Raw genomic sequence first — 22,292 nt, 5'->3', positions numbered from 1 at the left:
AAAATGGAAACCGGCAAGATCAAGTGGTACAGCCCCACCAAAGGAATAGGCGCGATCGCGCCCGATGCCGGCGGACAGGACGTTTTCCTTCACAGCAGCCACGCCGCCGACATCCCGCCGTGGGCACTCAAGCGCCTGGAGCGCGTGGCCTACGAACGCCGCGACGCGCGGATGGGGCCGTTCGCCATCAAGGTCTGCGTGCTCGCCACGCCTTCCCTCCCCCCCGACGGCGCGCGAGGCGCGCCAATCCCGGAGCCAGACTCATGCAAACACATCCCACACGCCCCATCGCCGTGATCGCCGTTGCCCCGGATGGCAGGACTTACCGGATCGAGCAGCGCAGGCAGCTCGCCGACGACGACGACGCGCCCGGCGCGTTCCTGTACTGCTGCCTGCCGGAAGGACAAATCGTGGACCATATCGCGTATGGAACGTATCAACTGCCGGACGGCACCATCGTAAGGACCCGCAGGCCGCGCATGGCCTGACGCGGCGCGGCTAGCGGCCGCGTTGCAGCAGGCCCGGGTCCACTTCCCGCAGATCGACGATACCCAGCAGGCCCATGTCGCGCCTGACTTCTTCGGCGATCAGCGCGATGGCATGGGCCACGCCGCGCTGGCCCGCCACCGTGGCCGCGTAGTTGAACGGCCGGCCGACGAACACGCAGCGCGCGCCCAGCGCCAGCGCCTTCAGCACGTCCGTGCCGCGCCGCACGCCGCTGTCGAGCATCACTTCCATGGCGCCCGCGGCGTCCACGATCGCGGGCAGGGCCTGCAGGGGCGCCAGGCTGCCGTCCAGTTGCCGGCCGCCATGGTTGGACACGATGACCGCGTCCATGCCGTGCGCGCGCGCACTGCGCGCGTCGTCCGGGTGCAGGATGCCCTTCAACACCATCCTGCCCTTCCATGTCCTGCGTATGGCGGCGACATGCTGCCAGTTCAGGTGGCCGCGATCGGAAAAGTCGCGCAGCACATGCCTGGACAGAATCGGCGCGCCGCGCGTGGCATAGTTGTTTTCAAAGTGCGGCATGCCGTGGCGGGCCAGCGTGCGCAGCAGGGTCCCGATCAACCAGCGGGGATGGGTGAGGCCCTGCCAGGCCAGGCCGGCGCTGGGTCGCAGCGGGGTGGAAAAGCCCGCCCTCACGTTGTTTTCACGGTTGGCCGCGACCGGCGTGTCGACCGTCAGCACCAGCGTGTCCACCCCGGCGGCGGCGACACGATCGATCAGTGCGGCGATCTGGGCGCTATCGCCGGGCAGGTAGGCCTGGAACCAGGTTCCGGGCGCCGCCTCCATCACGGTTTCCAGGCGGATCAACGAAGAGCCGCTCATGATGCAAGGCACGCCCGCCTCGGCCGCCGCGCGGGCGAGCACAATATCCCCGCGATAGCTGGTCAGCGCGGAAATGCCCATGGGCGCCACGCCGACGGGCGTCGCGTAGTCGCGCCCCAGCACGGTGCAGCGCGTGCTGCGGCGGGACACGTCCACCAGCACCTTCGGGCGGAAACCGTACTCGCCGAAAGCCTGCCGGTTGCTCCGCTCGGATTGCCCGTCTTCCACCGCGCCCGAGACATAGGCATACAGCGGCTTGGGCAGAATGCGCCGGGCGGCGTCTTCGAAGTCGTGCAGGCTGAGCATGCGGCGCAGCGGGTCTGGCATGGCGGGAATTCCTGGCGGCGCGCGGCGGATGATCCGCCGCGCAAAGGGCATCGGCAACGGCGAAAGACTATAGGCCGGCCCGAGGTTTGAATAAAGTGACTTTATCGAATCGCTTCATTACACTTTTCTTCACCCTCACCCGCTCTCTTTCGCCAAGCCCGACACAACGCCATGACACTCAAGCAACTCGAGGCCTTTTACTGGGCCGCCACCTGCAAGAACTTTGCCATTGCCGCGAATCGCCTGAATATTTCGGTGTCGTCGTTGTCCAAGCGGATCGGCGAGCTGGAATCCTCGATCGGCGCCGAGTTGTTCAGCCGCAGCGCCCGAAGCGCGACCTTGACCGCGCTGGGGGAACAACTGGTGCCCCATGCCAAGGACCTGCTGCGCAATGCCGACCAGTTCATGCAGCAGGCCAGCAACAACCTCAGCTACTCGGGCCGTTGCCGCTTCGGCGCCGGCGAGCTGACCTCCATGACGTGGATGGCCGGGCTGATCGAAGTGATTCAACGGGCTCACCCCAACCTGCTGGTCGAGCCCTTCGTGGGCGTGGGCGAGCTGGTCGAGCGCGGGCTGGAGGAAGGCGAGCTCGATTTCGCCGTGATCGCGGGCCCGTCATCCCGCCCCGCGCTCGCCTCGCGGGTGATCGGCAGCGCCGATTTCGAATGGGTGGTTTCGGCTCGGGCCGTGCCGGACGCGGCCGCGCTCGAACCGGCCGACCTGCCTGGCCTGACGCTTATCACCCTGCCGCAAAGCTCGGGCGCGATCCGCATTCTCGACGACTGGCTGACCGAGCAGCGCGTGTCGCCGGGCCGCAATCAATGCTGCAATAGCTGGCCGGGCATCGCCGCCATGCTGCGGCAAGGGTTGGGGCTGGGCTTCCTGCCCGCCGCCTGGGCCCGTGTCCTGATCCAGCGCGGCGACCTGCGGCCGCTGTCACGCTTTCCGGCATTGCGCCCCCTGCCCTATACCTTCCAATGGCGCCGCGACGACACGCGGCCCATGCTGGAAAGCCTGCGCCTGCATGCGCAGGCCTGCCTGGACTTCCACGCGCCCGCCAGGATGATCTGATCGCTGTCCAGCCGCCCGCCATGCGCGACACTTTCCAAAAAGTGTTGTTTTCAACATCAAATTATTCGCTTTAAACCGCCATGAGCCCGGCGTAGAGTCCCCCCGGACATTCATCCAAGGAGACAAAGCGCCATGTCGGAGCACGGATTCACCCTGCAGGAATGCCCTGCCGGCCCCAGCCGCGAAACGCTCGCGGCCTATCAAGCGCTGGCCGTGGCCAACATCAGCGACGCGATGAGCCGCGCGACCGGCACCTCGGCCCTGCGTCCTATGCATCGCTCGCGCCGCATCCTGGGCCGCGCCTACACCGTGCGCACGCGGCCGGGCGACAACCTGATGGTGCACAAGGCGATCGACGCCGCCGAGCCGGGCGACGTAATCGTGGTCGATGCCGGCGGCGACATGAACAACGCCATCATCGGCGAGATCATGGTGGGCTGGGCCGCCCGGCGCGGGCTGGCCGGCTTCGTGATCGACGGCGCCATCCGCGACAGCGAAACGATCGGCGCGGGCGAATTCCCGGTCTATGCGCGCGGTGTCGCGCATCGCGGCCCGTACAAGGACGGTCCCGGCGCGATCAACGTGCCGGTGTCGATCGACGGCATGGTGGTCATGCCCGGCGACCTGCTGGTGGGCGATGCCGACGGGCTTCTGGCCATCCGCCCCGACGAGGCGCCCGCCATCGCGGAGCGGGTGCGCGCGATCGCCGCCGCGGAAGCGCGCGTGCTGGAAGACATCGCGAGCGGCACGCTGGAGCGCGCCTGGGTCGACGCGACGCTCAAGGCGCGAGGCGTGCTGTGAGCGCGGCGCCCCATCCCAAGACCGCCCGGCTCTGCCGACTGGATCTCTGGCTCAATCCGGTGTTCGACGAGATCATCGGCGCCGCGCCCGGCATCTCGCTATCGGTGCTGCGGGCAAGGGGCGACGATGCCCGCACGCTGGCCGGCCTGAAATCGGCCCATGCGTATCACGTTTCCGCGGCCAAGGACGAGCTGCCGCGGCAATGGTTCGTCAATGCCGACCTGATCGCGCAATGCCCGGACCTGGTGTGTGTCTCGTCCGGCGGCGCCGGCTACGACACGATCGACGTGGCGGCCTGCACCGCGGCGGGCATCGCCGTGGTCAATCAGGCTGGCGGCAACGCGGAGTCCGTGGCCGAGCACACCTATGCGTTGCTGCTCGCCGTGCAGCGTCGCGTGGCGGAATCGCACCAACGCCTGCGCCACGACACCGGCTTCACGCGCGAGGACCTCATGGGCCATGAAATCCATGGCCTCGTCCTCGGCCTGGTCGGCATCGGCAAGATCGGCACCAGCGTCGCCCGCATTGCGCGCGGCTTCGGCCTGCGCGTGATCGCCCACGATCCGCTGCTGTCCGCCGACGCCATCCGCGACCGCGGCGCCGAGCCGGTGTCGCTGGACGAATTGCTGGCGCAGTCCGACGTGGTGTCGCTGCATTGCCCGTTGGACGCCACCACGCGCGGCCTGTTCGGCGCAAAGGCCTTCGCGGCCATGAAACGCGATGCGGTGTTCATCTCGACCGCGCGCGGCGGCATCCATGACGAAACGGCGCTGCACGACGCGCTGCGCGCCGGGCATCTGCGCGGCGCGGGGCTGGACGTCTGGGAACAGGAGCCGCCCGACCGTGGTGCCCCGCTGCTGGGCCTGTCCAACGTGGTTGCCACCTTCCATACCGCCGGCGTGACCCACGAAGCCCGGCGCAACGTCGCCCGATCATCGGCCACGCAGCTCGTTGCGATGCTGCGCGGCGAACGCCCACCGCAACTCGTCAATCCGGAGGTCTGGCCGCTGGCGGCCGAACGCATCGCAAACCTGGCATAACAACACGGCATGGATGCCCGCCCGAGCCCACAAGCCAGGCGCAGGCCTCCGCCAAAACCCAAAGGAGACAACTCATGCAAAAACACAATAAACGCCGGACGCTGCGCGCGCTGGCCATCCTGCTCGCGGGTACCGCCCTGTTCACCGGAGGCGCACAAGCCGCCGGCTATCCCGAGCGCCCGATCAATCTTATCGTGTCCTACGGGCCGGGCGGCGGCACCGACCTGGTGGCCCGCATGATGGCGCCCTTCCTGCAGAAACACCTGGGCGGCGACGCCCGCATCGTCGTGCTGAACCGTCCCGGCGCGGGTGGCGCAATTGGTTTCGCGGAGCTGGCGCGCGCCCAGCCCGACGGCTACACCATCGGTTTCATCAACACGCCGAACCTGCTGACGATTCCCATTGAACGCAAGACCAGCTTCACCTGGCGCAGCTTCGATCTGCTGGGCAACCTGATCGACGACCCCGGCGCGTTTTCCGTGCTGAACGACAACCCGATCAAGACCCTGGCCGACCTGTCCGCCTATGCCAAGAAGAACCCGGGCAAGGTCACCGTGGGCACCACCGGCACGGGCTCTGATGACCACCTGGCCATGCTTCGCTTCGAACGCGTGTCTGGCAGCAAACTCAGCCATATTCCCTACAAGGGCGCGGGAGAAGTGCGAGGCGCGCTGGCGAGCGGCGAGATCACGATCGGCGCCATCAACGTGGGCGAAGCGCTGCAATACCAGAAAGGCGGCACCCCATTGCGCATGCTGGGACAGATGGGCAACACGCGTTCGGCCGCGCTGCCGGACGTGCCCACCTTCAAGGAACAGGGCTTCGATTTCGAGCTGGCGTCGCTGCGAGGATTGGCCGCGCCCAAAGGCCTGCCCGACGATGTGCGCGCCAGGCTCGTCTCCGCGGTGAAGCGCACGGTGGACGATCCGGAATTCCAGGCCAAGGCCAAGGACATGTTCGCCCCGCTGCGCTATCTGCCGCCGCCGGAGTACGCCAAGGAACTGGCGGCCGGCGAAGCGGAATTCCAGGCGCTCTGGAAGGAAGCGCCGTGGCTGGATAAGTAGGCGGTTCGAGGACGCGCGCGGGCTGGTTCCGGCGCCAGCCCGCCGGCAGACCGAGTCGGTGTCCAACTGCCTCAAGCGTTGACGGGCGACCGGCCCCGGACGTTTTCCCGCACGCCCTGGACAGCCAGCGCAAGAAACGGATAGCCCCATGCCCGCCGGGACGGGTTTTCCAGCAGTCCCGCCGCGGGCGTGGCGTTTTACTATGAGGACCATCATAAAGGCGCGCCGCGGACGTGGCCGCCAGGGGAACCGGCGGCCGCTGCCCGCCGGACATCAGGACCTGAGCAAGGAATCCCGGCCATGCTGAACACGATGCAGTCCGATGCCGAGACATCATGGCAAGCCGCCGAACCGCGCGCGCCCGGCGGGGCAATGGCTGGCGCCCCGGGGTGGCGCATCGACACCATCCTGGCGACACCCGCGCAGCAATTGTTCGCCTCGGGCGACCTGGACGAGGCGCGCGCCATGGTGGGCCGGGTGATGCGGCCGCACCACCTGGGCGTGGTCGGGTCGACGCAGCGCTTGAACGCGCGCATGCATCACCAGCCGCTGGGCGAGGTGTCGCTGAACCGGCTGCGCTACGGGGCGCATGTCGAGATCCGGCCGGGACCGCTGGAGGACTTCTTCCTGGTGCAGATGCCGCTGTCGGGCACCGCGCTGATCGAGAGCGGGCCGCAGCGGGTGGATTCGACGCCGGACGTGGCGTCGGTGGTCAGCCCGGATGACGACCTGGCGATGCATTGGACCGGCGACAACGACCAGTTCATGTTGCGCGTGGGCCGCTCGCTGCTGGAGCGCACGCTGGTGGGCCACCTGGGCTGTACGCTGGACCGGCCGCTGCGCTTCCAGTTGGGGTTCCGCTGGCGCGAGTGCCCGGCCTGGCGCTGCCTGATGGCGTATCTGCTGGACTGTTCCTCGCAGCACGCCGACCTGGCCCAGCACAAGCTGATCGTGCACCAGATGGAGCAACTGGTGGCGGCGACGCTGCTGTCCACCCTGCCCCACAACTACAGCGCCACGCCGGCGGGCCGCCGCGGCGCGGTGCTGCCGCGCCACGTGCGCTGCGTGCAGGATTACCTGCAGGCGCATGCGCACGAGCCGGTCAGCGCCGAGCAACTGGCGCGCATCGCCGGGGTCAGCGTGCGCAGCCTGTACGCCGGCTTCAAGGAATTCCTGGGGATCAGCCCCATGCACTATCTGCGCGACCTGCGCATGGAGCGGGCGCGCGCCGAGCTGCTGTCGGGCGAATGCCAGAACGTCGCGGGGGTGGCGCTGCGCTGGGGGTTCGCGCACCTGGGGCGTTTCAGCGCCAGCTACAAGGCGCGCTACGGCGAAAGCCCCAGCCAGAGCGTGCGCCGGCACGGCTGAGGCGGCAACGCCGACGCGCCGCGCCTGGCTTTCCAGCTACCGCGCGATGGCCCGGCGCAAACGATCAGCCGCTCGCGCTGAATGCGTTCAGCGCGGCTTCCAGGTCAGCCCGTCGGTCGAGCGGTACTCCGGGGTGCCGGTGCAGCAGCCGCCGGCGCCGAACGCCTGGCGGCCGATGAAGGCCTGTACGAAGCCCTTGCCCGCCGTCAGTTCCTGGCGCACGCAGCGCGTGGGCAACAGGGAAAAATCACCTTCCAGCACCAGCGTCCAGGCAACATTGCCGCCTTCCGCCGGGTCCACCTTGTAGACCTTGCATTCGTGCATGAGCAGGTGGACAGGCTTGCCCGCCAAGGCGCCCTTGAACTGGAGTTCGGGTGGCGTTTCCTGGGTGGCCAGGGTTTGCGCCGTGAGCCTGGACCCGGCGGGCGGCGGCGGCAGCGACGAGTCGCAACCAGCCAGCACCACCGCCGCGCACAGGGCGAGAAGAGCCAGGCGGGCGGGGCGTGTCATGGAGCCGCCGCGTCAGGCCACGTTGGCGTAGCGTTGTTCCAGATAGGCGATGATGTCGCTGGACTCGTACATCCAGCGCGTGCCGCCCGCTTCCTCGATGCGCAGGCACGGCACCTTGACTTTGCCGCCGCCGGCCTGCAATTCGGCGCGCGCCTGCGGATCCCGCTTGGCATCGCGCAGCGCAACGGGCACGTTCAGGCGGTGGATGGCGCGCCGCGTCTTGACGCAGAACGGGCAGGCATGGAACTGGTAGAGCGACAGCGCGGCCGCCTCGCGGTCGACGGCGGCCTGGCCCTGGGCCGAACGTTGCTGCGGGCGCGGACGCGTCAGCGCATCGCCCAGGACAATCAGTTGACCCAAACCGACACGCAAGGTTTTGACAATCATGGATGGCAACTTGAAACGAAGAGAGGCCTCGAGTCTAGCCCATTCGCGGCGGCGGGCGGGTGGCGCCCGCCTTGCCTTCGCCCCCCTTCCCCGCGGCGGACCCGCCGCCGGGCCGGCGTGCCGCGCGCTACCCCAGGGCCTGTGTCCCCTGAAGGGAACCCGGCCCGGGCCCTAGAATGGAATCGCCAGCTTGACGTACAACTGCGCGCCCTCCGGCCGGTTCTTGACCTGGAATTCCTGCTGCCACTTGGCGGTGAACAGCCAGCCGCGGTCGTTCATGTAGCGCACCGAGGGGCCGATGCCGAAGGCACGGGCGCGGCCGGCGGCGCTGTTGGGCCCCTTGTCGTCGGTGACCTGCTGGAAGGCATGCCCGCCCACGCCCAGAACCCAGCCCTTGCCCACGCCCCAACCCACCGCGTAGTCGGCGTGGATGGCCTGGCCCGAGCGGGTGTCGGTGGCGGCGTTGCGGAAGTTGAAGTCGTACATCAGCTTCAGGTCGGCGTTGAAACCGTCCGGGCTGATACGGCTGAGCGCGAACACGGGCTGGGCGGTCCAGTAGTTCTTGCCCAGGCTGGACGGGTCCTTGCGGTCGTATTCGCCGGTGGGCGCGTACATGTCCAGGCCGACCACGTAGTGCAGCGATTCGGACAGGTGATAGCCCAGCGCCACGCCCAGCGTCATGTCGCCCAGGCCGGTGCTGCGGTAACGCTGGCCGCCGGCCTTGAAGGTGACGTCCAGCAGCGGCGCGATGGCATGGAAAGCGAGTTGGCCGCCCAGCACCTGCTGCGGCGTGACCCAGATCAGGCGCGGGGCCAGCACGTTGACGTCGACCTTGAAGTCCGGCACCGGCAGGCGCTCGCCATCGTTGCCGCGCAGCTTGTCGTAGCGCGCACCGCCGCCGTAGACCAGCATGTGCACGCCGGGCGGCGGCAGCGCGCCCGACATGAAGTTCTCCAGGCCATCCGGATAGATGCCCAGGCCGCCGCCTTCGGTGGCTTGCGCCACGCCGCCAGCCAACGCCAATGCCAATGCCGCGGCGCAAGCCAGCCGGCGTGTCAGGTGTCTCTTCATGTTCCGCTCCTGCCCCCGCGGGGCGCGAGATGTTGCGCGACGAGATAACCGGAGCCGCCGCCCAGTCCGGGGCCCGGGTGGGTGGCGGCGCCGATGTGGAAAAGGTTGCGCAACGGCGTGCGGTGGCCGCGCGCCCCCTGGCTGCCGGCGAACGGGCGCAGCCAGAAGAACTGGTCGGGCGAACAGATGCCCGCGTACGGATCGCCGCCCACCAGGTTGCAGTTCAGCGCCTCCAGGTCGGCCGGCGAGTAGCTGCGGCGGCCGACGATGCGTTGCGCCAGGCCGGGCATGACCGGCTCTAGCCGCGCCTGCACCCGGTCGGCGACGGCTTCGCGCAGGGCCTGGGTCCAGCGGCCGTCGGCGGGCGTGTCGATCAGGCCGGCGGCATCGCCCTTGACGCGCACCGGCAGCTCCTGCATCTGCACCCACAGGATCCAGCCGCCGGCCGGCGCGCGCGACGCATCGACGGCGACCGGCTGGCCGATGGCCAACGTCGGCCGCGCCGGCAACAGGCCGTTGTTGGCCTCGGTGACCGAGGCGCAGACCTGCTCCATGCTCTCGGTCAGGTGCACCAGCGGCACGTGGCGCAGTTCGGGCGTGCGCCAGTCGGGCGGCGCGTCGAGCGCGAAATGGATCTGCATGCCGCCGCGGCCATGGCGGTAGCCGGCGGCGCGGCGCCGCACCGGCTCGGGCGCATCGGGCAGCAGCGCGCCGTACAACTGGCCGGGCGTGACGTTGCAGACCACGGCTTCGCTCGCGCGGTATTCACGGCCGGCCGCGATGACGCCGACGGCGCGGCGGCGACGGCCTTCGCCATGCGTCAGGATGCGCTCGACGGCGGCGCCGGTGTGCAACCGGCCGCCGTGCTGCTCGATGACCTTGGCCAGGGCGTCCACCACGCCCTGGCTGCCGCCCTTGACCACCGGCATGCCGCCGGCCACCACCGCGGCGAAGGTCAGCTTGCCGATCAGCGCCGAACAGGCGTCGTCAGGGCCCAGGCCGGTGTGCAGCACCCAGGGCGCGATCAGCGCGCGCGCCGCATCGGACCGCAGTTCGCGCTCGGACCAGCGGCGAAAGCTCTCCAGCGAATCGGCGGCGAACGCCATCAGCCCGTCCAGGCCGCGCCGGCGCCACTCGCCGAACAGCAGCTTGAGCATGCCGGCGCCATAGGGGTTCTGGCCCAGCAGGCCGAAGGTCAGCGCCGCGTCTTCGCCGAACAGGCGTTGCGCCATGGCGCCGAACGCGGCGCCGTCGCCGGGCGCCCAGGCGTCCAGGCGCCGCGCGCTGTCGGCAACGTCCTGCTTGAGCGCGATGCCGCTGCCGTCGGGCAGCGCCAGGCCGGTGGTGTAGTCGCACTGGACGAATTCCAGGCCGGCCGCCCGCAGGGCCGGCTTGAGGGCGGCGTAGGCGGGGCCGCCGACGAACAGCGGATACCAGCTCGACAGCACATCGTGACGGTAGCCGGGAAACAGTTCCTCGGTGCGGATGCAGCCGCCCAGGCGGTCGTTGCGCTCCAGCACCAGCACCGATTTGCCGCGCTGCGCAAGTAGCGCGGCGCACACCAGCGAATTCATGCCGCTGCCCACCACGATGATCTGGGCGTCGGAGGCGGAAGATAAGGACATCATAGGGTCAGCGCCGTGAAGCGCCCCGCGTGGAACACCAGCGGCGTGGCGGCCACGCTGGCCACGCGCAGCACCCGGCCGAACAACAGCAGATGGTCGCCGGCCGGGCTCTGCTGGTCGTTGGCGCAGACCAGCGTGGCCACGGCGCCGGCGATGGCGGGCACGCCCTCGGGCACCTCGTGCAGCTCGGCGCCTTCGAACTTGTCCGGCACCGCCGGATCGGCGAAACGCCGCGCCAGCGCCTCCTGGCCGCAGGCCAGCACGCTGATGGTGAAGTGGTCGCAGTCGCGGAACGCCACCAGGTTGGGCGAGCGGTTCACCAGGCTCCACAACACCAGCGGCGGATCGAGCGACAGCGAGGCGAACGAGTTGATGGTCAGCCCGACCTTGCGGCCGTCCGGACAGCGCGTGGCGACGATGGCCACGCCGGTCGGGTAGCTGCCCAGCACGCCGCGCAGGACCTTGGGGTGCAGGTCGGTGCTGCCCCAGTCCAGGGCCGCCATCACGCCGCCGCCCGGGTGGATTTGGCGGCGATGAAGGCCTCGCAGGCGGTGGCGTCGGTCCACCACGGGAAGAAGTTGGGCGGATGGTTGAAGCCGTTGGCGACGGCGCTGGCCAGCGCGGGCGCGTCGCCGGCGGCCTGCAGCAGGTGCAGCAGGTGCGGCGGCGGCGGCAGCAGCATCGAGTTGGTCCAGTCGACCACGGCGCTGGCGTAGTCCCAGAAGCGCTCGAAGGTCTGCTGCATCCACTCGGCCGTGAAGGCCTGATCGCCGCGCGCCAGGATCGCCTCCAGGTAGACGGCGCAGGCCTTGGTGGCATTGTTCGAGCCCTGACCGGTGATGGGGTCGTTGGTGACCACGGCGTCGCCCAGGCCGAATACCAGGCGGCCGGACGGCAGGGTCATGACCGGCTTGCGCACCGTGGGCGCGAAGCTGCCGGCCAGGATGCCGTTGGCGTCGGTCAACTCGACGGCCGCGCAGCGCTCGGCCTCCCAGGGAAGGAAGGTGCGCAGGATGTCCAGGCTCCTGGCCAGGTGGTCCTGCGGCGTCTTGATATCGCGCCAGCAGTCCATCGGGCCGCCCGGCACGCCTTCGAACACCATGATTTCGCAGGGGCCGGTGGCAGCGAGCGCGGGGAACACGAAGTACTCGCCGACGCCGGGGATCAGGTTGAAGGCGACCCGCGAGAACACCGGCGCCGGGCGCATGCCGTGCACGTAGGTCAAGGCCAGCGCGCGCTGCGGCTTGTCGAAGCGCGAGCGCGCGGTGTCGCGCTCGAACAGCTTGACCACGTCGCCCTTGCCGGCGGCCAGCAGCACCAGGTCGTGCGAGGCGGCCAGCAGTTCCAGTTCGGCCACGCCGCCATCCTGGATCAGCAGGCGGCCGCCGCGGGCGGCGAACAATTCCATCCAGGCTGGCATCTTGATGCGCTGGTCCACGGCCTGCGCCGGGCGGTCCAGGCGCGCGGCCCAGTCGATCAGTTTGTGGCCGGGGCGCTCGGGATGCGGCACGGCCAGGCCGATGCCTTCAACCGGCGGACAGTCGGCTTCCCACTGGTTCAGGCCCAGGTCGCGCTCGATCTGCAGCGAGGCATCGAACATGCACTGGCTGGACATGACCTTGCCGCGGCGGATGTCAGCGGGCTCGCGGTTGGTGACCACGGTTACCTCGTAGCCTTTGTCCAGCAGGCCCAGGGCCAACGGCAGGCCGGCCTGCCCGCCTCCGACGATTGCGATTCGACGCATGATGCTTCTCCTGTTTGGTGTGCGGGTCCGCCGGGTTCCTGGCGGGCCGATGGGCGGTGAGGCCGGCCTTATTCGGCCAGGCGCGGAATGGCGGGACGGGCCTGTTCGGGACCCATGGCGGAATAGCCGCCGTCGACGGCGTAGTCGGCGCCGGTGACGAAGCTGGCGTGGTCCGACAGCAGGAAGGCGACCACCTCGGCCACCTCGGCCGGATCGCCGGCGCGGCCCAGCAGGTGGAAGTCGGCGGCGACGCGGTCGGTCTTGGCGCGGTTGCCCTGGGTCAGTTCGTCCATCACGCGCGACCAGGTCCAGCCGGGCGAGACCGAATTGACGCGGATGCGGTCGCCGGCGTAGTCCATCGCCAGGCTGCGGGTGACCTGCAGCAAGGCGGCCTTGGAGACCGGATAGAGCCAGCGGCCGGTCTGCGCGACGCGCGACGAGATGCTGGTGAAGTTGACGATGGCGCCGCCGCCGGCGGCCACCAGGTGCGGGTGCACGGCGCGGGCGGCCATGACGGCGCTGACGACGTTGATGTCCAGGGCGCGCAGCCAGTCGGCGCGGCCGGAGGCGGCGCCGTCGTCGAGGTAGGTGGCGGCGAGGTTGACGAGGTAATCGATGCGGCCGAAGTGGGCGGCGACCTCGGCGACGGCGCGGGCCAGCTGGGCGTCGTCGGTGATGTCGATCGGCCAGGCGCGGATGCCGTCGGGGTCGGTGGCGGCGACGCGGGCGGCGCCGTCGGCGTCGATGTCGAAGATGGCGACGCGCACGCCGTTGGCGCGCAGCGCGGCGACGACGCCGGCGCCGATCAGCGTGGCGCCGCCGGTGACGATGGCGGTTTTGTGGACCAGTCCCTTCATTTGCTTGCCTCCTGGATTGCTGAGATCGTGAGGCGGATGTTGCGGCTGGGCGCTTGCTGGGGGGTAGCCGGATTTGGCGGTGGGTATCCGGGGAGTGCGGGTATTGCGGGGCGGGTTGATGGCCGTCAGGGGGGGATGGCCGGTGGCTGCGGTGGGTATCCGGTTTTTGCTTCGTATGTATGCGAGCGGGGGGGAGTTGTGGCTTTGGGAGGAGGTGCTTCGTAGGTCGCCCCTCGGGCAGGCGTTTGAGGGGGTGGCGAATGCGCTGCGCGCCGGTGATCGATGCATATCCATCTTCCGCAACTTGCTGGGAGATAGAGAGGGGTTGGCCATTCCACCGATGCGGGGAGCGGAAAGTGACGCGTGTATCGCGTCGCGCGGTCAGTCCACCCTTCTCCACACACTGGCGAGCCACGGTTGTTGTTCGCATGGCAGGCCGTCGGGGCGGTAGTAGTGTTCGAGTTCTTCGAAGCCCGCGGCTTGCAGCAGGGTGCGCCAGCCGGCCAGGTCGTGGTAAGCGCCGTAGCGGCCGCGGTTCCAGCCTTCCTGATTGCCGCCGCGCGGGTTGGAGCTGAAGAGGACGCCGCCGGGTTTGAGGGTGGCGCGCAGGTCGCGCAGGACGCGGGGCAGTTCCTGGGTGGGGACGTGGAACAGGACGGCGTTGGCGAAGATGCCGTCGAAGCGGGCGGTGGGCAGTTGCAGGCGCAGGAAGTCCTGGTGCCAGACTTCGCGGCCGCTGGCGGCGCGGGCCATGGCGACGAAGCTGGGGGTGCCGTCCAGGCCGACAGGGCGGTGGCCAAGGGCGGCGAAGGTCTTGAGGTCGCGGCCGGGGCCGCAGCCGAGGTCGAGGATGTCGTAGGGCGGCTCGCCGTCGATATGGCGCAGCAGCGCGGCGATGTTCTGGCTGACGTCGTGGTCGCGCGTGCCGGCCTCGAAGGACCGGGCGCTTTCTTCGTAGTGGGCCAGGGTCAGTTCGGTGATCTTGGCGAGGTCTTCGGCGTCGAGTTTCATGGAACGATTGTGCCGCAAAAAAACCCGCGCACGTCACCCTGCGCGGGTTTGGGGTCGGGCGCGGCCGGCTCAGGCGGCCAGACGGCCTTCGATCCGGGCCTTGGCGGCGGGCAGGTCGTCGGGCAGGCCCTGGGCCAGCTGGCCGAACAGCTCGTCGTGCAGCGCCAGTTCGTCGCGCCAGGCGCCGTCGTCGACCGACATGACCTGTTCGAACTTGTCGGGGCTGAATTCCAGGCCGGTCCAGTCGATGTCCTGGTAGCTGGGCGAGATGCCGAACACCTGGTCGACGCCGCCGGCCTGGCCGTCGATGCGGCCCAGCATCCAGCGCAGCACGCGCATGTTCTCGCCGAAGCCGGGCCAGACGAACTTGCCGTCGGGGCCCTTGCGGAACCAGTTGACGCAGTAGATGCGCGGCAGCGTGGCGCCGGCGGCTTCGAGCTGCTTGCCCAGCTTGAGCCAGTGCGTGAAGTAGTCGCTCATGTTGTAGCCGCAGAACGGCAGCATGGCGAACGGATCGCGCCGCACCACGCCCTGCTGGCCGACGGCGGCGGCGGTGGTTTCCGAGCCCATGGTGGCGGCCATGTAGACGCCTTCGACCCAGTTGCGCGCCTCGGTCACCAGCGGCACGGTGGTGGAGCGGCGGCCGCCGAAGATGAAGGCGTCGATCACCACGCCCTGCGGGTTTTCCCATTCGGGGTCGATCGACGGGCACTGCGCCGCCGGGGCGGTGAAGCGCGCGTTGGGGTGGGCGGCCTTGCGGCCGGTTTCGCGGGCGATGGCGGGCGTCCAGTCCTGCCCCTGCCAGTCGATCAGGTGCGCCGGCGGCGTGTCGGTCATGCCTTCCCACCAGACGTCGCCGTCGTCGGTCAGGGCGACGTTGGTGAAGATGACGTTGGCCTTGAGCGTGGCCATGGCGTTGAAGTTGGTCTGTTCGCTGGTGCCCGGGGCCACGCCGAAATAGCCGGCCTCGGGGTTGATGGCATGCAGGCGGCCGTCGGCACCGGGCTTGATCCAGGCGATGTCGTCGCCGATGGTGGTGACCTTCCAGCCGTCCATGCCCTGCGGCGGGATCAGCATGGCGAAGTTGGTCTTGCCGCAGGCCGACGGGAAGGCGGCGGCGACGTGGTACTTGCGGCCCTTGGGCGAGGTCACGCCCAGGATCAGCATGTGTTCGGCCAGCCAGCCCTGGTCGCGGCCCATGGTGGAGGCGATGCGCAGCGCGAAGCACTTCTTGCCCAGCAGCGCGTTGCCGCCGTAGCCCGAGCCGAAGCTCCAGATCTCGCGGCTCTTGGGGAAGTGCACGATGTACTTGGTGGCGTTGCAGGGCCAGGCCACGTCGGCCTCGCCGGCGGCCAGCGGCTTGCCGACCGAGTGCACGCAGGGCACGAAGTCGCCGTCTGCGCCGAGCACGTCGTAGACCTGCTTGCCCATGCGCGTCATGATGCGCATGTTGACCACGACGTAGGGGCTGTCGGACAGTTCGACGCCGATGTGGGCGATGTCCGAACCCAGCGGACCCATCGAGAACGGCACCACGTACAGCGTGCGGCCGCGCATAGCGCCGTCGAACAGGCCGTTGAGGGTGGCGCGCATCTCGGCCGGGTCGGCCCAGTTGTTGGTCGGGCCGGCATCCTCGGCGCGGTCGGAGCAGATGAAGGTGCGGTCCTCGACGCGCGCCACGTCCGACGGGTCGGAACAGGCCAGGAAGGAATTGGGCCGCTTGGCCGGGTTGAGCCGGCGCATGGTGCCGGCCTGGACCATCTGTTCGCAGAGGCGGTCGTATTCCTCCTGCGAACCATCGCACCATTCGACGCGGTCCGGCTTGGCCAGCGCCACGACGCTGGCGACCCAGTCGATCAGGCCGCGGTGCTTGACGTACGCGGGTACGTTCAAGGCCGCCAGGCCCCCGTCCAAGGGCTTATTCATCAGGGTTATCTCCATACTAAGGCTGATGGCGATACGGCCCCGTTTGACTGGGGCCGTATACATGTTTGCGCCATCATACTTGCAGCGCCGGGCAGGCCGTCAACCCGACCAAACGGACGAGTTTGTCACCGGGTTTGTCACCCGGTTTTCGCCGCGCCGCCAGGACTCAGGCATAGCTGCCGTCGCGCAGGGAACGGCGGATGATCTTGCCGGTGGCGGTGGTCGGCAAACTCGTTACAAAGCGGATGCGGCGCGGGTATTCATGGGCCGCCAGGCGGTTGCGTACGTGTGCCTGCAGGGCCTTGACCAGCGCGTCGTCGCCGGCCACGCCATCGTGCAGCACCACGTAGGCCATCACCACCTCGGTGCGCTCGGCGTCGGGCACGCCCACCACGGCGGCCATGCGCACCGCCGGGTGGCCCAGCAGGCAGTCCTCGATCGGCCCGGGGCCGATGCGGTAGCCGGCGCTGGTGATGACGTCGTCGTTGCGGCCGACGAAGCGGATGAAGCCATCGGCGTCGCGCACGCCCATGTCGCCGGTCAGCAGGTAATCGCCGGCGAATTTCTCGGCGGTGGCCTGCGGGTTGTTCCAGTAGCCCAGGAACATCACCGGGTCGGGCCGCAATACGCCGATGTTGCCCTCCTGACCATCGGCCATTTCGGCGCCCTGTTCATCCACGATGGCGACCCGGTGGCCGGGCGCGGCGCGGCCGATGCTGCCGATGCGCGGCGCGAACAGCGACGAGCACGACGACACCAGCATGTTGCATTCGGTCTGGCCGTAGAACTCGTTGATGGTCACGCCCAGCACCCGGCGGCCCCAGTCGATCAGCTCGGCGCCGAGCGATTCGCCGCCGCTGGCCACCGAGCGCAGCGCCAGCGCGCCCGGCGCCGGCGGGCTGTCCACGCCGCGCATCATCTTGAGCGCGGTGGGCGGCAGGAAGGTGTGGGTGACGCCATGGCGCGCCATCAGGTCGAAGGCCGCGGCGCCGTCGAATTTCTCGAAGCGCCGCGCCAGCACCGGCACGCCGTGGTGCCAGGCCGGCAGCAGCACGTCCAGCAGGCCGCCGATCCAGGCCCAGTCGGCCGGCGTCCACATCAGCGTGGCGTGCTCGGGAAAGAATTCGTGCGACATCTCCACGCCCGGCAGGTGGCCCAGCAGCACGCGGTGGGCGTGCAGCGCGCCCTTGGGCTTGCCGGTGGTGCCCGACGTGTAGATGATGACGGCCGGGTCGTCGGCCGCCGTGGGTTCGGCTTCGAACTGCGCGGATTCGGCGTCGAGCGACGCGTGAAACGGCAGCGCCCCGCCCTCGCCCGGGCCGTCGATGCAATAGACCGTTCGCAGGGCCGGCAGCGTGGCGCGGATCTCGCGCAGGCGGCGGCAGCCCTCGGCGTCGGTGACCAGCGCGGCGGCGCCGCTGTCGGCCAGTCGGTACTGGATCGCGTCGACCCCGAACAAGGTGAACAGCGGCACCGCCACCGCGCCCAGCTTGTACACGGCGATGTGGGTCACGGCGGTCTCGGGCGCCTGCGGCAGGTACACCGCCACCCGGTCGCCGCGCCGCACGCCCTGGCGCCGCAGCGCGTTGGCCAACTGGTTGGCGCGCGCCTTGATGTCGTCGAAGCTGTAGCGCGTCTGGCTGCCGTCGCTTTTCTCGTGGATCAGCGCCAGGCGGCCGCTGCCGTCGGCCCACTTGTCGCAGGCATCCACGCCGATGTTGTAGGCCGCCGGCACGCGCCATTGGAAGGAAGACGCCAACTGCGCGTAGGTTTCGGTTCTGGACAGCATGATGCTCGGGTCTCCGTGTCGCGGTTCTTGTGTTCGCTGTTCTTTTGTATTCATGGCGGGGGCTTTGAGGCGCGGCGCCGCGGGTCGTTATGATAGTAAGCCCTGGTCACTTCCCATCGCCCCGCCGCCCCCATGGAAAAAACCGCCGCCGTCCCGATGCGCCGCCCGCCGGCCAGCGCCAAGTCCGAGCAACGGATACGGGACATCCTGCGGGTCGCGCGGCAGGTGTTTTCCGAGGCCGGCTTCCAGGCCGCCACCACCACCGAGATCGCGCAGCGGCTGGGCGTGTCCGAAGGCACGGTTTTCACCTACTTCGGCGGCAAGCGCGAGCTGTGCGTGCGCGTCATCAGCGACTGGTACGACGAGATCATCGCCAAGGTCGAGGACTACCTGCCGCACGTGCAGGGCGCGCGGGCGCAACTGCACTACCTGGTGCATGCACACCTGCGCCACCTGCTGGCCGAGGGCACCGGGCTGTGCGCCTTCATCCTGTCCGAAGGCCGGGCCCGTAATGACGATTTCGGCGAGATCTACGCCGGCCTGCAGCGGCGCTACACCGCGCCGTTGATGCGCATCCTGGCGCAAGGCCAGGCCGACGGCCACATCCGCCAGGACATGCCGCTGCGCCTGCTGCGCTCGGCCATTTATGGCCCGATGGAACACGTGCTGTGGGACGCCATCCTGCGCGGCACGCGGGTCGACGTGGCGGCCACCGCCGACCAGCTGGTCGACTTCCTGTGGCAGGCGCTGCAGCCGCCGCGCCGCGACGCGCTGGCGCTGGCGCGATTCCGGGGCGAGGTGCAAGACGCCCTGCATCGGCTTCAGTCCGCCGAGAACAAGGACGGCGGCGCGTACTGAGGAAAACCGTCGTAGGTCTCGCCGCGCGCGGCCGGCGCCAGCGTCCAGGAATGGCGCGCGTTGGGCACGCCGCCATCGACGCGGATGACGCTGCCGTTGATGAAGGCCGCCGCCGGCGACAGCAGGAACACCACCGCCGCCGCCAGCTCGGCCTCGGTACCGAAGCGCTGCAGCGGCACCTTGGCGGCCAGCCCGCGCAACACCGCGCGGTAGTCCTCGTCGTAGCTGTCCATGCCGCTGGAGGCGATCCAGCCCGGCGCCACCGCGTTCACGCGCACACCGGCGTGGGCCCATTCGCAGGCCGCCGTTTCGGTCAGGTTCCAGACGCCGGCGCGGGCCGCGCCGGAATGCCCCATGCCGGGCATGCCGCCCCAGATGTCGGCCAGCATGTTGACGATGGCGCCGCCGTGCTGGCGCATGTGCTGGGTGTAGACCTCGCGCGCCATCAGGAAGGTGCCGTGCAGGTTGTTATGCACCACCGCGTTCCAGCCATTGAAGCTGATCTGCTCCAGCGGCGCCGGAAACTGGCCGCCGGCGCAGTTGAACAGGCCGTCGATGGCGCCATGCGCGGCCAGCGCGTCGGCCACCGCGCCGCGCACGCCGGTTTCGTCGCGGATGTCGCAGGCGTGCAGCGTGATGTGGCCGGCGGCCTCGGGATAGATGCGCGCCAGTTCATCGCGCGCGGCCTGCAGTTTTTCCGGCTTGCGGCCCACCAGCGCCAGGCGCGCGCCGAGCGAGGCCAGCTCGTGCGCGGTGCAGCGCCCCAGGCCGCTGCCGCCGCCGGTGACCATGACGGTCTTGCCGTCGAACAGGCCCGGCCGGAACACCGACGCGTAGCGCGCCGCCGCGGCGGCGCCGTCGGGGGATGGGTTCATGTCTCGCTCCATTGTTTTTTTGAGGATAACTCAATTACTTGACGAAAAGCACGCCATGTAGGCGTATAACCCTATGGAAACAATGCGTCGATTCAGGATATTAATTGAGCTTTTATCAATAATTCGGAGACCCGCATGAGCACGCCGACCCCGCTGCTGGTGGACCGCGACGGCCCCGTCGCCCGCCTGACGCTGAACCGCCCGGACATGCGCAATGCCTTCGACGAGACGCTGATCGCGGCGCTGACGACGGCGGTGCGCGAGGCGGCGGACGACCCGGCCGTGCGGGTGCTGCTGCTGACCGGCGCGGGCAAGGCGTTCTGCGCGGGCGGCGACCTGAACTGGATGCGCAGGATGGCCACGCTGACCGACGCCGACAATCGCGCCGACGCCGACCGCCTGGCGCGGATGCTGCGCGCCATCTGGTCCTGCCCCAAACCCGTGGTGGCGGCGGTCAACGGCGACGCCTATGCGGGCGGCATGGGCCTGGTGGCGGCCTGCGACGTCGCCATCGCCGCCGATCACGCCCAGTTCTGCCTGTCGGAAACGCGCCTGGGCCTGCTGCCGGCCACCATCAGCCCCTACGTGATCCGCGCCATGGGCGAACGCGCCGCCAATCGTTACTTCCTGACCGCCGAACGCTTCGACGCCGCGGCCGCGTACCGCATGGGGCTGCTGCATGGCGTGGTGCCGCTGGCGCGGCTGCAGGACGAAGCCGACGCCGTCTGCCGCGCGCTGTGCGACAACGGCCCGCAGGCGGTGCAGGCCAGCAAGCGGCTGGTGCGCGACTTTGCCAGCCGGCCGCTGGACGACGCGCTGGTGGCCGATTCGGTCGAACGCATCGCGGCGGTGCGTGCCTCGGATGAAGCGCGGGAAGGTGTCAGCGCATTCCTGGAAAAGCGCCCGCCGGCCTGGCGCGCGTCCTGACGCAAGCTGCGGCGGCGCGAACACGGCAAGCAAGATGCCCCGCCCAGGCCAGGGGGATATCCGGGTTAACCCGGAACGACGTTTAAGATGCGGACTTCGTCCACAAGAGAAGCCGCATGCCCGCCCTACGCCGCGCCGCCTGGAAACGTGAAATCGTCGCCACCCTGCTGCTGAGCCTGCCGCTGGTGCTGACCAACCTGGCGCAGATCGCGATGACGGTGACCGATGTGATGTTCATCGGCCACCTGGGCTCGCAAGCGCTGGCGGCCAGCGCGCTGGGCGCCAACCTGTATTCGGCGATTGCTTTCTTCGCACTCGGCCTGGTCAGCGCCACCGCGCCCATGGCGGCGCGTGCCGAGGGCGCGCGCCGCAACTCGGTGCGGGAAGTGCGCCGCACGGTGCGCCAGGGGTTCTGGAGCGCGCTGCTGATCTCGGTGCCGGGCTGCCTGGCGCTGTGGTTCGGCGAACACATCCTGCTGTTGCTGCGCCAGCCGCCCGAGCTGGCCGCGCCGGCCGGCCAGTACCTGCGCGCGCTGCTGTGGGCCATGCCGCCGTTCCTGGGTTTCCTGGTGCTGCGCTCGTTCGTGGCCGCGCTGCAGCAGCCGCGCTGGGCCTTCATCGTGGCGGTGGGCGCGATCCTATTCAATGTGTTCGGCAATTGGGTGCTGGTGTTCGGCAATCTCGGCTTTCCCGCCATGGGTTTGATCGGCGCGGGCGTGGCCAGCGCCCTGGCCAGCCTGTCGCTGTTCGTGGGCATGGTCGTGGTGGTGCTGCGTGACCGGCGCTTTCGCCGCTACCGCTTGTTCGGCGACCTGCTGCAACCCGATTGGCAGCGCTTGCGCGCCTTCTGGAAACTGGGCCTGCCGATCGCCGTCGCAACCGCCTTCGAGGTCACCATCTTCAACGCCGCCGCTTTCCTCATCGGCTGGCTGGGCGAGGCCGAACTGGCGGCGCATGCCATCGCCATCCAGATCGCCAGCGTGACCTTCATGATTCCCTACGGCGTGGCGCAGGCGGCCACGGTGCGGGTCGGCTACGCCCAGGGCGCGGGCGACGGCGTGGGCGTGACGCGCGCCGGCTGGAGCGCTTTCGGCCTGGGCATCGGCTCGATGGTGATCGCCGCGGCCCTGATGCTGACCGTGCCGTACGCGCTGGTGTCGGTATTCATGGACGTGCACGACCCGGCCAACGCCAAGGTGCTGGCCTTCGCGGTCAGCTACCTGGCGGTGGCGGCGGTGTTCCAGATCGTCGACGGCGCGCAGGTGCTGGGCGCGGGCATGCTGCGTGGCCTGCACGACACGCGCGTGCCGATGATCTACGCGGCCATCGGCTATTGGGGCGTGGGTTTGCCGTGCGGGGCCTGGCTGGCGTTCCGGGCCGGCTGGCGCGGCGTCGGCATCTGGAGCGGGCTGGCCATCGGCCTGGCGGTGGTGGCGGTGCTGATGATGCAGCGCTGGACGCGCCGCGCGCCACTGGGGCTGGTGGGGCGGCGCGTGTCCCACATGCCATAATCGCCGATGCATTTTCTGGAACCTCCATGCCCACCGCCTTGCCCGTTTTTCCCCCGTTGAACGCCGAGCGCCTGTGGTCGCGCGTCGAGACCCTGTCGCGCTACACCCTGCCCGACCAACCCTGGACCCGCCGCGCCTTCTCGCCGCTGTTCCTGCAAGCGCGCGACTGGCTGCGCGGTGAGTTCGAGGCCGCCGGCCTGG

General features: G+C 69.5%; 22 protein-coding genes and 1 pseudogene. 11 read left to right on the top strand and 12 right to left on the bottom strand.

What is annotated here, in order from left to right; genetic code table 11:
• Window positions 1-3: 3 nt before the first annotated feature.
• Both AC6LKG_RS14090 and AC6LKG_RS14085 read left to right on the top strand, forming a co-directional pair.
• Window positions 4-297, top strand: coding sequence for a cold-shock protein (locus AC6LKG_RS14090; RefSeq protein ID WP_498165223.1), 294 nt, complete (start codon window positions 4-6; stop codon window positions 295-297).
• Window positions 264-488 carry a hypothetical protein gene (locus AC6LKG_RS14085; RefSeq protein ID WP_498165222.1) on the top strand — a complete coding sequence of 75 codons (225 nt, stop codon included), beginning with the start codon at window positions 264-266 and terminating at the stop codon, window positions 486-488. The genes AC6LKG_RS14090 and AC6LKG_RS14085 overlap by 34 nt, the downstream gene beginning before the upstream one ends.
• Before the next feature lie 10 nt (window positions 489-498).
• Here the strand turns inward: AC6LKG_RS14085 and AC6LKG_RS14080 are convergent, their stop codons facing one another.
• A complete protein-coding gene (locus AC6LKG_RS14080) occupies window positions 499-1,656 on the bottom strand; it encodes an alpha-hydroxy acid oxidase (RefSeq protein WP_498165220.1) in 1,158 nt (385 codons plus the stop codon).
• A 171-nt stretch (window positions 1,657-1,827) separates the two neighbouring features.
• Here AC6LKG_RS14080 and AC6LKG_RS14075 point away from each other — a divergent pair, with 171 nt between their 5' ends.
• From AC6LKG_RS14075 to AC6LKG_RS14055, 5 genes are all read left to right on the top strand, one after another.
• Window positions 1,828-2,727, top strand: coding sequence for a LysR family transcriptional regulator (locus AC6LKG_RS14075; RefSeq protein ID WP_498165218.1), 900 nt, complete (start codon window positions 1,828-1,830; stop codon window positions 2,725-2,727).
• Between the two features lie 132 nt (window positions 2,728-2,859).
• Window positions 2,860-3,528, top strand: a complete 669-nt coding sequence (locus AC6LKG_RS14070) for an RraA family protein (RefSeq protein WP_498165217.1) — start codon at window positions 2,860-2,862, stop codon at window positions 3,526-3,528.
• Complete coding sequence (locus AC6LKG_RS14065) at window positions 3,525-4,568, top strand: hydroxyacid dehydrogenase (protein ID WP_498165216.1); 1,044 nt, start codon at window positions 3,525-3,527, stop codon at window positions 4,566-4,568. The genes AC6LKG_RS14070 and AC6LKG_RS14065 overlap by 4 nt, the downstream gene beginning before the upstream one ends.
• Window positions 4,569-4,642: 74 nt before the next feature.
• Window positions 4,643-5,632: a Bug family tripartite tricarboxylate transporter substrate binding protein gene (locus AC6LKG_RS14060; protein ID WP_498165215.1), complete on the top strand. Its 990-nt coding sequence runs from the start codon at window positions 4,643-4,645 to the stop codon at window positions 5,630-5,632.
• A 300-nt stretch (window positions 5,633-5,932) separates the two neighbouring features.
• Entirely contained in the window at window positions 5,933-7,000 is a 1,068-nt protein-coding gene (locus tag AC6LKG_RS14055; RefSeq protein WP_498165214.1) for an AraC family transcriptional regulator, read from the top strand.
• 87 nt (window positions 7,001-7,087) lie between these two features.
• Here AC6LKG_RS14055 and AC6LKG_RS14050 read toward each other — a convergent pair whose 3' ends face one another.
• From AC6LKG_RS14050 to AC6LKG_RS14005, 10 genes are all read right to left on the bottom strand, one after another.
• Window positions 7,088-7,510, bottom strand: coding sequence for a hypothetical protein (locus tag AC6LKG_RS14050; protein WP_498165212.1), 423 nt, complete (start codon window positions 7,508-7,510; stop codon window positions 7,088-7,090).
• A 12-nt stretch (window positions 7,511-7,522) separates the two neighbouring features.
• Window positions 7,523-7,897: a glutaredoxin family protein gene (locus AC6LKG_RS14045; protein WP_498165210.1), complete on the bottom strand. Its 375-nt coding sequence runs from the start codon at window positions 7,895-7,897 to the stop codon at window positions 7,523-7,525.
• 171 nt (window positions 7,898-8,068) lie between these two features.
• Window positions 8,069-8,968, bottom strand: a complete 900-nt coding sequence (locus AC6LKG_RS14040) for a SphA family protein (protein WP_498165208.1) — start codon at window positions 8,966-8,968, stop codon at window positions 8,069-8,071.
• A complete protein-coding gene (locus tag AC6LKG_RS14035) occupies window positions 8,965-10,593 on the bottom strand; it encodes a phytoene desaturase family protein (RefSeq protein WP_498165286.1) in 1,629 nt (542 codons plus the stop codon). Before AC6LKG_RS14035 ends, AC6LKG_RS14040 begins: the two co-directional genes overlap by 4 nt.
• The gene (locus AC6LKG_RS14030; protein ID WP_498165206.1) at window positions 10,593-11,096 is read right to left on the bottom strand and encodes a flavin reductase family protein; all 504 of its coding nucleotides are present in this window, start codon (window positions 11,094-11,096) and stop codon (window positions 10,593-10,595) included. The genes AC6LKG_RS14035 and AC6LKG_RS14030 overlap by 1 nt, the downstream gene beginning before the upstream one ends.
• Complete coding sequence (locus AC6LKG_RS14025) at window positions 11,096-12,337, bottom strand: styrene monooxygenase/indole monooxygenase family protein (protein WP_498165205.1); 1,242 nt, start codon at window positions 12,335-12,337, stop codon at window positions 11,096-11,098. The genes AC6LKG_RS14030 and AC6LKG_RS14025 overlap by 1 nt, the downstream gene beginning before the upstream one ends.
• Window positions 12,338-12,405: 68 nt before the next feature.
• On the bottom strand, window positions 12,406-13,194 hold the full coding sequence (locus AC6LKG_RS14020) for an SDR family oxidoreductase (RefSeq protein ID WP_498165203.1): 789 nt from the start codon (window positions 13,192-13,194) through the stop codon (window positions 12,406-12,408).
• A 381-nt stretch (window positions 13,195-13,575) separates the two neighbouring features.
• Window positions 13,576-14,205, bottom strand: a complete 630-nt coding sequence (locus AC6LKG_RS14015) for a class I SAM-dependent DNA methyltransferase (RefSeq protein WP_498165201.1) — start codon at window positions 14,203-14,205, stop codon at window positions 13,576-13,578.
• Window positions 14,206-14,274: 69 nt separating this feature from the next.
• Window positions 14,275-16,131, bottom strand: a complete 1,857-nt coding sequence (locus AC6LKG_RS14010) for a phosphoenolpyruvate carboxykinase (GTP) (RefSeq protein WP_498165199.1) — start codon at window positions 16,129-16,131, stop codon at window positions 14,275-14,277.
• 166 nt (window positions 16,132-16,297) lie between these two features.
• Complete coding sequence (locus tag AC6LKG_RS14005; protein WP_498165198.1) at window positions 16,298-17,920, bottom strand: acyl-CoA synthetase; 1,623 nt, start codon at window positions 17,918-17,920, stop codon at window positions 16,298-16,300.
• Between the two features lie 132 nt (window positions 17,921-18,052).
• Here AC6LKG_RS14005 and AC6LKG_RS14000 point away from each other — a divergent pair, with 132 nt between their 5' ends.
• Complete coding sequence (locus AC6LKG_RS14000; protein ID WP_049074811.1) at window positions 18,053-18,778, top strand: TetR/AcrR family transcriptional regulator; 726 nt, start codon at window positions 18,053-18,055, stop codon at window positions 18,776-18,778.
• On the opposite strand, the gene AC6LKG_RS13995 is transcribed toward AC6LKG_RS14000, so the two are convergent.
• Window positions 18,742-19,653 carry an SDR family oxidoreductase gene (locus AC6LKG_RS13995; RefSeq protein WP_498165196.1) on the bottom strand — a complete coding sequence of 304 codons (912 nt, stop codon included), beginning with the start codon at window positions 19,651-19,653 and terminating at the stop codon, window positions 18,742-18,744. The genes AC6LKG_RS14000 and AC6LKG_RS13995 overlap by 37 nt on opposite strands.
• A 135-nt stretch (window positions 19,654-19,788) precedes the next feature.
• On the opposite strand from AC6LKG_RS13995, the gene AC6LKG_RS13990 reads away from it, so the two are divergent.
• The 3 genes and pseudogenes from AC6LKG_RS13990 to AC6LKG_RS13980 all read left to right on the top strand — a co-directional run.
• Window positions 19,789-20,580, top strand: coding sequence for an enoyl-CoA hydratase/isomerase family protein (locus tag AC6LKG_RS13990; RefSeq protein WP_498165195.1), 792 nt, complete (start codon window positions 19,789-19,791; stop codon window positions 20,578-20,580).
• A gap of 116 nt (window positions 20,581-20,696) precedes the next feature.
• Window positions 20,697-22,091: an MATE family efflux transporter gene (locus AC6LKG_RS13985; RefSeq protein ID WP_498165193.1), complete on the top strand. Its 1,395-nt coding sequence runs from the start codon at window positions 20,697-20,699 to the stop codon at window positions 22,089-22,091.
• 26 nt (window positions 22,092-22,117) lie between these two features.
• A pseudogene (locus AC6LKG_RS13980) lies at window positions 22,118-22,292 on the top strand (Zn-dependent hydrolase); the annotation flags it as partial.

The organism is Achromobacter sp. 46006, assembly GCF_059761975.1.
This window is presented reverse-complemented; position numbering and strand designations above follow the sequence as displayed.

Bases quoted from the DNA above. Each gene is read 5' to 3' on its own strand.
- AC6LKG_RS14090 (WP_498165223.1), top strand. From the start codon at position 4: ATGGAAACCGGCAAGATCAAGTGGTACAGCCCCACCAAAGGAATAGGC.
- AC6LKG_RS14085 (WP_498165222.1), top strand. From the start codon at position 264: ATGCAAACACATCCCACACGCCCCATCGCCGTGATCGCCGTTGCCCCG.
- AC6LKG_RS14080 (WP_498165220.1), bottom strand. From the start codon at position 1,656: ATGCCAGACCCGCTGCGCCGCATGCTCAGCCTGCACGACTTCGAAGAC.
- AC6LKG_RS14075 (WP_498165218.1), top strand. From the start codon at position 1,828: ATGACACTCAAGCAACTCGAGGCCTTTTACTGGGCCGCCACCTGCAAG.
- AC6LKG_RS14070 (WP_498165217.1), top strand. From the start codon at position 2,860: ATGTCGGAGCACGGATTCACCCTGCAGGAATGCCCTGCCGGCCCCAGC.
- AC6LKG_RS14060 (WP_498165215.1), top strand. From the start codon at position 4,643: ATGCAAAAACACAATAAACGCCGGACGCTGCGCGCGCTGGCCATCCTG.
- AC6LKG_RS14055 (WP_498165214.1), top strand. From the start codon at position 5,933: ATGCTGAACACGATGCAGTCCGATGCCGAGACATCATGGCAAGCCGCC.
- AC6LKG_RS14050 (WP_498165212.1), bottom strand. From the start codon at position 7,510: ATGACACGCCCCGCCCGCCTGGCTCTTCTCGCCCTGTGCGCGGCGGTG.
- AC6LKG_RS14045 (WP_498165210.1), bottom strand. From the start codon at position 7,897: ATGATTGTCAAAACCTTGCGTGTCGGTTTGGGTCAACTGATTGTCCTG.
- AC6LKG_RS14040 (WP_498165208.1), bottom strand. From the start codon at position 8,968: ATGAAGAGACACCTGACACGCCGGCTGGCTTGCGCCGCGGCATTGGCA.
- AC6LKG_RS14035 (WP_498165286.1), bottom strand. From the start codon at position 10,593: ATGTCCTTATCTTCCGCCTCCGACGCCCAGATCATCGTGGTGGGCAGC.
- AC6LKG_RS14030 (WP_498165206.1), bottom strand. From the start codon at position 11,096: ATGGCGGCCCTGGACTGGGGCAGCACCGACCTGCACCCCAAGGTCCTG.
- AC6LKG_RS14025 (WP_498165205.1), bottom strand. From the start codon at position 12,337: ATGCGTCGAATCGCAATCGTCGGAGGCGGGCAGGCCGGCCTGCCGTTG.
- AC6LKG_RS14020 (WP_498165203.1), bottom strand. From the start codon at position 13,194: ATGAAGGGACTGGTCCACAAAACCGCCATCGTCACCGGCGGCGCCACG.
- AC6LKG_RS14015 (WP_498165201.1), bottom strand. From the start codon at position 14,205: ATGAAACTCGACGCCGAAGACCTCGCCAAGATCACCGAACTGACCCTG.
- AC6LKG_RS14010 (WP_498165199.1), bottom strand. From the start codon at position 16,131: ATGAATAAGCCCTTGGACGGGGGCCTGGCGGCCTTGAACGTACCCGCG.
- AC6LKG_RS14005 (WP_498165198.1), bottom strand. From the start codon at position 17,920: ATGCTGTCCAGAACCGAAACCTACGCGCAGTTGGCGTCTTCCTTCCAA.
- AC6LKG_RS14000 (WP_049074811.1), top strand. From the start codon at position 18,053: ATGGAAAAAACCGCCGCCGTCCCGATGCGCCGCCCGCCGGCCAGCGCC.
- AC6LKG_RS13995 (WP_498165196.1), bottom strand. From the start codon at position 19,653: ATGAACCCATCCCCCGACGGCGCCGCCGCGGCGGCGCGCTACGCGTCG.
- AC6LKG_RS13990 (WP_498165195.1), top strand. From the start codon at position 19,789: ATGAGCACGCCGACCCCGCTGCTGGTGGACCGCGACGGCCCCGTCGCC.
- AC6LKG_RS13985 (WP_498165193.1), top strand. From the start codon at position 20,697: ATGCCCGCCCTACGCCGCGCCGCCTGGAAACGTGAAATCGTCGCCACC.